Origin of the sequence: Longimonas sp. (assembly GCF_040409695.1) — a bacterium.
Lineage (GTDB): Bacteria > Bacteroidota > Rhodothermia > Rhodothermales > Salinibacteraceae > Longimonas.
Genome location: NZ_JARWGJ010000111.1, coordinates 24,419 through 33,910 on the forward strand (window position 1 = coordinate 24,419; position 9,492 = coordinate 33,910).

The 9,492-nt window shown below is 56.9% G+C and carries 6 protein-coding genes; 4 read left to right on the forward strand and 2 right to left on the reverse strand.

Translation table 11 applies throughout. From position 1 onward, the window contains the following. The first annotated feature begins 108 nt into the window (after positions 1 to 108). Positions 109 to 1,692 (forward strand): AbgT family transporter, encoded by a 1,584-nt coding sequence (locus tag PPP56_RS07125; protein ID WP_353563345.1) that lies wholly within the window; start codon positions 109 to 111, stop codon positions 1,690 to 1,692. 23 nt (positions 1,693 to 1,715) lie between these two features. Further along, on the forward strand, positions 1,716 to 2,201 hold the full coding sequence (locus PPP56_RS07130; protein ID WP_353563346.1) for a hypothetical protein: 486 nt from the start codon (positions 1,716 to 1,718) through the stop codon (positions 2,199 to 2,201). 31 nt (positions 2,202 to 2,232) lie between these two features. On the opposite strand, the gene PPP56_RS07135 is transcribed toward PPP56_RS07130, so the two are convergent. Beyond that, positions 2,233 to 2,700, reverse strand: a complete 468-nt coding sequence (locus PPP56_RS07135) for a PIN domain-containing protein (protein WP_353563347.1) — start codon at positions 2,698 to 2,700, stop codon at positions 2,233 to 2,235. Beyond that, positions 2,648 to 2,962, reverse strand: a complete 315-nt coding sequence (locus PPP56_RS07140) for a DUF6364 family protein (protein ID WP_353563348.1) — start codon at positions 2,960 to 2,962, stop codon at positions 2,648 to 2,650. Before PPP56_RS07140 ends, PPP56_RS07135 begins: the two co-directional genes overlap by 53 nt. Before the next feature lie 154 nt (positions 2,963 to 3,116). Here PPP56_RS07140 and uvrC point away from each other — a divergent pair, with 154 nt between their 5' ends. After that, complete coding sequence (uvrC, locus tag PPP56_RS07145) at positions 3,117 to 4,985, forward strand: excinuclease ABC subunit UvrC (RefSeq protein ID WP_353563349.1); 1,869 nt, start codon at positions 3,117 to 3,119, stop codon at positions 4,983 to 4,985. A gap of 408 nt (positions 4,986 to 5,393) precedes the next feature. After that, the coding region (locus PPP56_RS07150; RefSeq protein WP_353563350.1) for a beta strand repeat-containing protein at positions 5,394 to 9,492 on the forward strand (4,099 nt) is incomplete at its 3' end.

Genomic DNA, 9,492 nt, shown 5'->3' on the forward strand with positions numbered 1-9,492 from the left:
GTCGGGTTTGTACGTTAGGGTGCCTGTCTTTCCTGTACTTGTGCGTACTTAGGAATGCAGCCTCTTGTACAACCTGTATGATTTTCTCACACGAGTCGCTCTCATCGCATGGCCGATCGCACTCCTCCTACCGAAGCATCCCCTGAGACCGACGCCGATCAGCCTTCCGGGCTTTCAGAGCGTTTTCTAAATATGGTTGAGCGTACCGGTAATGCGCTCCCAGAGCCTGTTACGCTCTTCTTTATCTTTATTGGTATCACCATGCTGGTGTCGCTTATCGTAAGCGCCCTGGGCGTAAGCGTAGAGCACCCCCGTACTGGTGAGATCATCACGGTCGAAAGCCTCTTCTCAGGCGACAACATCCAGCGCCTCTTTACCGACATGGCGGATACCTTCGCCGACTTCCCCCCGCTGGGTCTGGTGCTGGTCGTGATGCTTGGCATTGGCGTAGCTGATAAATCCGGGTTCATCGGCGCTGCCCTTGGGTCGTTCATGCGCGCCGTGCCCAATGCTCTGCTCACGATGACCATCGTGTTCACAGGTATCATGTCGAATATGGCTGTTGATGCCGGATACGTTGTTGTCATTCCCCTCGGTGCCCTCCTTTTTTATGGTGCCGGGCGCCACCCTCTTGCCGGACTCGCCGCCGCTTTTGCAGGGGTATCAGCCGGATTTAGTGCGAACTTGCTTCCTTCCGCCCTCGACGTGCTGCTGGCCTCGTTCACCGAACCGGCCGCCCATGTCATTGAACCCGAGTACGCCGTTACCGCGCTGGCCAACTACTACCTCATTGTCGCGCTCGTGCCTGCGTTCGTGATCGTCGGGTGGCTCATCACCGACTACGTGGTAGAGCCTTATCTCGGAGACTACGAGCCGCCCGAGGACTTTGAAGAAGACGAAAGCACCTCAGACAACCTCACAGAGGTCGAACAGAAAGGCCTCCTGTGGGGCTCGGTCGCTTTCTTCGCTGCAATCGCCGGCGCAGCGCTCCTTATTATTCCAGAAGGCGGAGCGCTGCGTGGCCCTGACGGTGGGTTTGAGCCCGCGTTCAACGCCATCGTCGGACTTATGGTCGTGATCTTCTTCTTACCCGGACTCGTCTATGGACTCGTCACTGAGAAAATCAAGCGAGACAAGGATGTCACTGATATGATGTCGGAGACGATGTCTGACCTCGGGGTCTATATCGTACTCGCGTTTGCAGCAGCGCACTTCGTGGCGATGTTCAGCTGGTCAAACCTCGATATGGTTGTCGCAATCAAAGGCGCCGAGTTTCTGGAGCTGCTCGAGACCTCGGTGGGTCTGAGTGGAATTCCTCTGATCATTGCATTTATCTTTGTATCTGCGTTTATCAACCTGTTTGTCGGAAGCGCCTCTGCCAAGTGGGCTATCATGGGTCCGACTTTCGTGCCTATGCTGATGCTGATGGGCTACTCGCCCGAGCTCACACAGGCCGCGTATCGTATCGGCGACTCCTTTACCAACATTCTGACACCACTGCTGCCGTACTTCCCGCTGATCATTGTCTTCGCGCAGCGCTACGACAAGAATGCAGGCATTGGAAGCATCATCGCTGTCATGCTGCCGTATTCTATCGCGTTTGGTCTTATCGGCACCATTGTGCTCGCCGTCTGGATCTTTTTCGGAATCCCGCTTGGCCCCGATGCCCCGCTGTTCGTTGACGCGCCGTAAACTAACTATATAACAGAATTAAAATGCGTATCCTAACGTTACTTTTTGTTCTCGCTTTGTCCCTGTTGGGTGCTGACGCTGTCTGTGCACAAGATACACAAGAGGAGCTTTTAGAAGATCTTGTTTCCTATCAGGATAACAAGATGACGATGGAAGACTTCGCGTTATTTCGGCTGCGCGGTCAAGACTTTGAAACAGAAGCTCTTCAAGTAGAAGTTCAGGCGGAAGCTCCATCTGAGGGTGTCATAAGCCGTGACAACTTTGTGAGCTTGGTCACACTGCTTAGCTATGAATCTCTGATTACCATTTATGCTGAACAATATCAACTGTCAGCACGTGATTTTGTCAACGCTATTGAGGTTGAAGACTTGGCTGAGCCAATTGGAACCCCTGACTTGCGTATCAAACTTGTCGCGACCTCGCAGGGAATCCAGATTGAGTTTGAAGACACGCAATCTGGGCGGATAAGCCGCAGCACGACAACATGGGAAGAGTACTTTGCTGATTAGAATAGAAAACAAGGTCTAACTTGGACGGTCCTTAGCCGTGCATCACCTGCAACAGCTCCCCGGAATCATAAACTGAGAGCGTTGCGGCGGTGAAGTCGCGTGCATTCCGCGTCACAATGCCCTCTGCATCTGCCTGTCGCGCAGCCTCGTGAAGCACGGCGTCTTCGAAGTCGGTAAACGCAAGATCCAACGCCGACCGAAGCACAGGCTCCGGTACAGGTATCGCTGAAAAGAGATCAAGCAAGTCCTGAATCCGTCGACGGATGGTTTGCTCTCCCACGGACTTGCGCCCTACGTAATACACCGTGGTAATCGTTGTGCTGGTTATGAACCCTGTTAGGTGACCTTGTTCGAGATGCTCAAATAGTGCCATTGCCTCTATCACATAGGGATCACGAGCGAGAAGCACATCGAGTACCACATTGGTATCGAAAAGTATTATCATTTTAGCGGTGCTTACGCTCAAGATAACGGCGATATTCGTCACGTAAATCAGCATCCACGCGCCCTTCTGCGTCGGGATCTCCTGTAAAGCGCTTGTCTCCTTTGCCTTTCAGAGATCCAGCAAGACGCCGTGTGATGGGCGGCAGTTCGTCATCAGGCTCGTCATGCGCGGGTGTGGATGCCAGCGAAGCAAGGTAGCGGGTCACCAGGTCATTGAGCGACAGTCCACGCGCTTCTGCATGTGCTGCAGCCTGGTCGATCACTTCTTCATCTACCTGTACGGTCAGCTCTTTCTTCATAGCCAATGTGGTCTGCATATCGGGAGGAGCACTGTGCAATTTATGTACGAATCGTGAACCCCGGATGTTGCCCGCATCATATCGGTTGCAGAACGTCTACAGTCCAGCGGAATCAACCCCGTCCAACTACTCGTTTTGGAGATGTACCGTTTGTTGAACCATCCTCGACTCCATGACCGACGTCCTCCAGAAAAAGCTTGACCACCTGCCCCGCGAGCCTGGCGTGTACAAGCACCTCGACGACAAAGGATCTGTGCTGTACGTGGGCAAGGCCAAAAACCTTCGGACCCGCGTGCGCTCGTACTTTCAACAGGGGCGCAAGCGCTCGGGGCGCATTGAGGTGATGGTGAAGAAGATCGCCGATGTGGAAGTGATCGTAACCGATACCGAGGTGGAGGCGCTCATCCTCGAAAACAACCTCATCAAGGAGCTACAGCCGCGCTACAACGTCAACCTGCGCGATGACAAGACCTATCCGTACATCTGCATCAAGAACGAGCGCTTCCCGCGTGTCTTCAAAACGCGCTCGGTGCGCAACGACGGATCGAAGTACTTCGGTCCGTACACCGACGTGAAGCAGCTCAATCAGATGATGGACGCCATCCGGTCGGTCTTTCAGCTGCGCACCTGCAAGCTCGACCTCTCCAAAGAAAAGATCGAAGCAGGCAAGCACGAGGTCTGCCTGCAGTACCACATCGACAACTGCAAAGGGCCCTGCGTGGGCGAGCAATCGGAGGAGGATTACCAAGAGACGATCGACCAGGTGGAACAGCTGCTGAACGGACATACGAAGGCGCTCACCTCGCATCTCAAGGAACAGATGGAAACGGCCTCGGCAAACCTCGACTTCGAGGAGGCCGCCCGCCTGCGCGACCAGATTCAGGCGCTGGAGACCTACTCCGAGCGGCAGAAGATCGTCAGTCAAGACTTCGAGGACCGCGACATCTTCGGGCTCCATGTCGATCGCGACGAGGGCGTGGGCTGTGGGACGCTCTTTCGCGTGCGCGAGGGCAAGATGATTGGTCGGCGGCACACGTATCTGCATCAGATTGAGGGGCGCACGGATGAGGAGCTGATGCTTTCGCTGATCGAGGACTACTACGCATCTGCCCATTTCTACCCGAACGAGGTGCTTCTGGCCGTTGACCCCAACGAGCACCCCACTCAGGACACCGTGCCGCTGGAGGAGCTCCTGCGCCAGAAAAAAGGACGCCAGGTGCCCATTCGCGTGCCGCAGCGCGGCGAGAAGGCCAGCCTCGTGCGCATGGCGTGCTCCAATGCCAAGCTGCTCGTGAACGAGTACAAGCTGCAGCGTATGAAGCGCGAGCGCGACCGCATCCCCGAAGCTGTAAAACAGCTGGGCGAGGCGCTTCAGATGGACGACCTGCCGAAGCGCATCGACGGGATCGACATTTCGCACCTGGGCGGCACCGAAACCGTGGCCTCGTGCGTCGTCTTCCTGAACGGCACGCCGCGCAAGAGCGAATACCGTACGTACAAGATCCGCTCTGTGGAAGACGGCACGCCCGACGACTTCAAGTCGATGCGCGAGGTCGTGCGCCGCCGCTACAAACGCATGGTCAAGGAGGGCGGCCCCTGGCCCGATCTGCTCGTGGTGGATGGCGGCAAGGGACAGCTCTCGAGCACCGTGAACGTACTCAAGGAGCTGGATGTCTACGGCATGTTTCCGGTTATCGGCATTGCCAAACGGCTCGAAGAAATCTTTCAACCCGGCGACCCCGACCCGCTCTACCTGGGCAAAGACCACCCGTCGCTGAAGCTATTGCAGAACCTGCGCAACGAAGCCCACCGCTTTGCGGTCACGTACCAGCGTAAGCGGCGTAAAAAGAAAATGCTGCGCTCTGAACTTCTGGATATCCACGGCATCGGCGAAAAGACCGCCCAGACGCTGCTCCGCGAATTTGGGTCGCTGAAGCAGGTCAAACAGGCGGATGCGGAGGCCCTTGCCGATGTGGTCGGCCCCGCCAAAGCAGAGAAGGTCGTGGACTTCTACCGGGACGAAGAACCGGCGGAGGCCTAAGAACCCGTTTCAGCCAGCATGTTGATACTATACACCAAATATATAGATATTACCCAGGCCTCCTCTCGCCCACTTAATGTTCATCATTTTGAGCTAATTTGAGACACATAGCAAACCATTTGACACATATACCAAAGCGTCTAAAGAAATAAATGGCTACTATGGGGATGCGTGAATGGCAAACTTGTGCTCTTCTTCCGGAGCACGTTGCTATCACATCGATCTCTGTACCCTGCATCCCCGTTTCCCATGGCCTCTACGTTACAAAATAATCCATGCTGTCGTTTCTCCGTAGGGGGCTTCTCTGCTCGACGGGTCGTGTTCACATCGAGCAGCGGTGCGCACGTCCGTGCATCCAGCTGGCTGAACTGCATAGGGATGTTGAGTCTGCTCGTCTTTTTAGTAGGCATGCATGTCACTCCAAAGGCCGCCCACGCGCAGACGGTCTACCACGTCACCGAGACCGGCGACGCGAGCAACGACGGCTCTTCGTTTGCCGATGGCGATGCGCTCTCTTTACAAGGCGCGCTAAGCAATGCCACCGGTGATGATGTCATCGTCATTGCCGCCGGGCGCTATCTGCCGACCGATGACGCCTCCGACCGCGACGCGCGCTTTGAGATCACCGGTGCACAGGACGGCTTGAAGATCTATGGCGGATGGAGTGGAAATGAATCGTTTTCAGATATCGACGATGTGGAAAACAATCTGGCCGGTCGCGACCTGGGCCAGAACCCAACCGTGCTCTCTGGGGACATTGATGGCGACGACATTACCACGAGCGGCATTACCGGAGATGCAAGTGACATCCGGGGCGAAAACAGCTACACGGTGGTATACCTGGACGGTACGACGGGCGGCACGATCACAGCCGGTACCGTGCTCGACGGTTTTGTTATTACAGGTGGACAAGCCAATGACACCCGCATATCCAGCCCACGTTCTAGTGGGGCCGGCGGCGGGGCATACTGTAACGGTAACGGCAACGACAACGAATGCAGTCCGCAATTCACAAATATTGTCTTTGCTGGCAACACTGCCGGACGCTTCGGAGGGGGACTCTACAACATTGGGGTGCGCGGCACAAGCAGCCCCCGGGTTATAAACGCGATCTTTACCGGTAACACGGCAGGTGCCAATGGGGGAGGGATGTACAACACGGCGTCCCTTGGCGGTACAAGTCAGCCCCAGATCATAAATGCGACATTTACCCGCAACAGCGCAAACACGAACGGGGGGGCGATATACGGTGATGAGTCTGCCCCCGTAATAACCAACGCGATCTTGTGGAATAACACTGCCGGTAGCGGTGATGAAATCTACAACTTCGGTGCTACCCCAACGCTCCGCCACACGCTTATCGAAGGCGGTGTCAATGGTCCCGGCGTTGGGGGAAACAGCAACAACATTGACGGCGGCGATAACCTTGGTGTTGATCCTGGCTTTGTCGACGCAGATACTCCCACGGGAGAAGATGGGGCATTCGGCACCGAGGACGACGGCCTGCGCCTGCAGAGCGGTTCACCGGCTCTGGATTCGGGGGATAATAGTGCCGTGCCTTCAAGCGTCGATACTGACCTGTTGGGCGAGGCGCGCATTCAGAACGGTACGGTCAGTCTTGGTGCCTATGAGCGCAAAGCCTCGTACTCCGGCCCGATCTACTATGTGAATGCAAGCGCCACAGCCGGCGAAAACGACGGCTCGTCGTTCGACGACGCGTTTACGGATCTACAGGATGCGCTCAACCGCGCCACGGGAAGCGATGTGATTGTGATTGCCACCGGGCGCTACGTGCCAACGAGCGATGCCTCCGACCGCGACGCGCGCTTTGAGATCAGCGGCGCACAGGACGGTCTGAAGATATATGGCGGCTGGAGCGGAGGCGAAACGTTCAGCGACGTATCGGAGGTCGAAGACGCGCTGGACGGTCGCAACCTGTCCGCCAATGAAACCATCCTCTCGGGCAACATTGATGATGACGCCAGCACCAACGCAGAGAACAGCTATAACGTCGTGGTGATGCGGGCCACAAACACCCCCATCACCGCAAACACCGTGATCGATGGGGTCACCATTCGTGATGGCAATGCCAACGACGATCAGCCTGAAACCGGGGATCCGTCGGATGCCGGGGGCGGATTACACTTGGCGAGTATAGCCAATGATGCACGTCCAACGCTTCGCAACCTGCGCATCACCCAAAATGCCGCGATTAGTGGTGGAGGGGTGTATATCGACAGCTTTCTTGGCACGGCGGCCCCGTTTATCTCCAATGTGATTGTGACTAAAAACGAGGCCGATGAAGGGGGCGGGCTCTATGCGAGCGCCAGTACGGGGGGTACTACGGCCCCTGTATGGGTAAATGCACTGTTTGTCTCGAACGAAGCCGACCGGGGTGGGGCACTTTACAAGCGTGCTATAGCAGGCGGCACCCTTACCTCGCAGGTCATCAATACACACATTGTCAATAACGAGGCGACAACTGATGGCGGAGCCGTCTACCACGATGGCGTTAACACGGGCACGACCATGGCGCCCGAATATGTCAATACTGTCTTCTGGAATAACACTGCGGACCCATTTGGTGACGAACTCGACGATCCGAGTGCTGGCGTTCCTGCGTTTCAGCATGTGCTGGCCGAAGATGGATGTCCGGGGGGCGATACGACGTGCGATACCGTGCTCGATGACGATCCGCAATTCGTTAACATCGACAATCCCGCTGGCGCTGATGGGCGGCTGGGCACCCCCGCCGACGGGCTCCGCTTTACCGCGAATGCTCCCCTCTACAACGCCGGTATCGATGCGCCGTATAGCAGCGGAGGGGTCGCCGAATCTGTAACGACCGATATACTGGGCGACCAACGAATTCAAGACGGCACCGTGAACATTGGGGCCTACGAATCCCCTTTACATAGCGGACCCGTGTTTTACGTGCATGCTGATGCCGACGGCGATGAAGACGGATCGTCCTTTGGCGATGCGTTCACTGACTTGCAACAGGCCCTACAGCTGGCCCGCACTGGGGATGCCATTGTTGTGGCCGAAGGCATCTACACGCCGACCCGTCCGGCAGACCCGTCGGACATAAGCGAGGCCGAGCGCGCGGCTACGTTCCGTATCGACGAGACGAATGAAGGCGTGCAAATTTACGGCGGGTGGAACAGCAACGAATCATTCCAGGATGTTGATGAAGTGATTGCTGCGCTGGGCTCGCGCAGTCTAACAGAAAACCGGACCATCCTCTCGGGCGACATCGGCGGGAACAGCACCACAAACAGCGATGGCATCGTAGAGCAGGCAACAGACGCCTCCGATACCAACAGCCTCCACGTGCTTACGCTCGACGGGAGTGCCAATCCGGATGGCATCACGCCAGCGACCGTGGTTGACGGCATCGTAATTACAGGCGGCAACCTTTCGGGAACGGGCGGTGGAGGCACCAGTCAGATGGGCGCCGGGCTGTTCTGTAATGGCCAGGACAACCCGTGCAGTCCCCGACTCTCAAATCTCCTGATCATAGGCAACAACGGAGGTAGCCGCTTCGGTGGTGGAATTGGCATCGTATCCGAAAGCTCTGAGAACGACCCGCAGGCTCATCTAACGAACCTCGTCGTTACAGGCAACAGCAGCGAACTGGCAGGTGGAGGCATGGCGATCGTTGGAGCCACGAGTCCGCAGATTATCAATACCGTTTTCGCTGCCAACGCCGGTGGGTTTTTAGGGGCCGGTGGACTTCTCATTCTCACCGAGGGAGGGCGTAGCGCGCCGACTCTCGTGAACACGACCTTTGCGGGCAATATCGTGCCCAATACGGGCAGTGCAATTGTGAGCGTTGCTGAAGACCCTGGCGAAACAGAGCTTACACTAACCAACAGCATCCTCTGGGGGAACGCCGGGCAGGATGGCAGCACCAACCAGATCGGGATCCAAGGCGAAACCACTCTTCGTCTTCAGAACGCCCTGGTGCAAGAGGCCGAGGACAGCGGCATTACGACAGAAGGGGGCAGCACAGTCCTCTTTTTGGATCCAGACGGCACAGCAGTCGATTTTGAGCAAAGCACCAACCTCGACGCCGACCCGTTCTTCGCCGATGCTGCAGCGGGCGATGTGCGCCTCACCGCCGGCTCCCCCGCGATTGCTCGCGGCACGTTCGCTCCGTTCGAATCCGGGGGCGTCGCTGAAGGCCTTGCCACCGACCTTGCCGGCAACGACCGCTTTTTCGGCGCTAAGCCTGATCTGGGCGCTTTTACGTTCAGCGACATCGCAACCACCGACAATGATATCGCTGATGCGACGGGGCTGGTTGGATACGTCGATCCGACTGGATTCGAAGGGCTCGTGCTGCTGCGTGAGAACCCTGCCATCGATGGCGGCCTCACCTTCGACCGCACCGATGGAGCGCCCACCGACCCGATGGGCGAGCTGCCCGATAACGTCGCGCCGTTTACGTGGACGGTCACCTCCGGGCTCGATACCGCCCCCAGCTACGACCTGCTGCTCTCTA

Excerpts from the sequence above, each read along its gene's own strand:
- PPP56_RS07130 (WP_353563346.1), top strand. The coding sequence starts at position 1,716 with ATGCGTATCCTAACGTTACTTTTTGTTCTCGCTTTGTCCCTGTTGGGT.
- PPP56_RS07140 (WP_353563348.1), bottom strand. The coding sequence starts at position 2,962 with ATGCAGACCACATTGGCTATGAAGAAAGAGCTGACCGTACAGGTAGAT.
- PPP56_RS07135 (WP_353563347.1), bottom strand. The coding sequence starts at position 2,700 with ATGCTGATTTACGTGACGAATATCGCCGTTATCTTGAGCGTAAGCACC.
- uvrC (WP_353563349.1), top strand. The coding sequence starts at position 3,117 with ATGACCGACGTCCTCCAGAAAAAGCTTGACCACCTGCCCCGCGAGCCT.
- PPP56_RS07125 (WP_353563345.1), top strand. The coding sequence starts at position 109 with ATGGCCGATCGCACTCCTCCTACCGAAGCATCCCCTGAGACCGACGCC.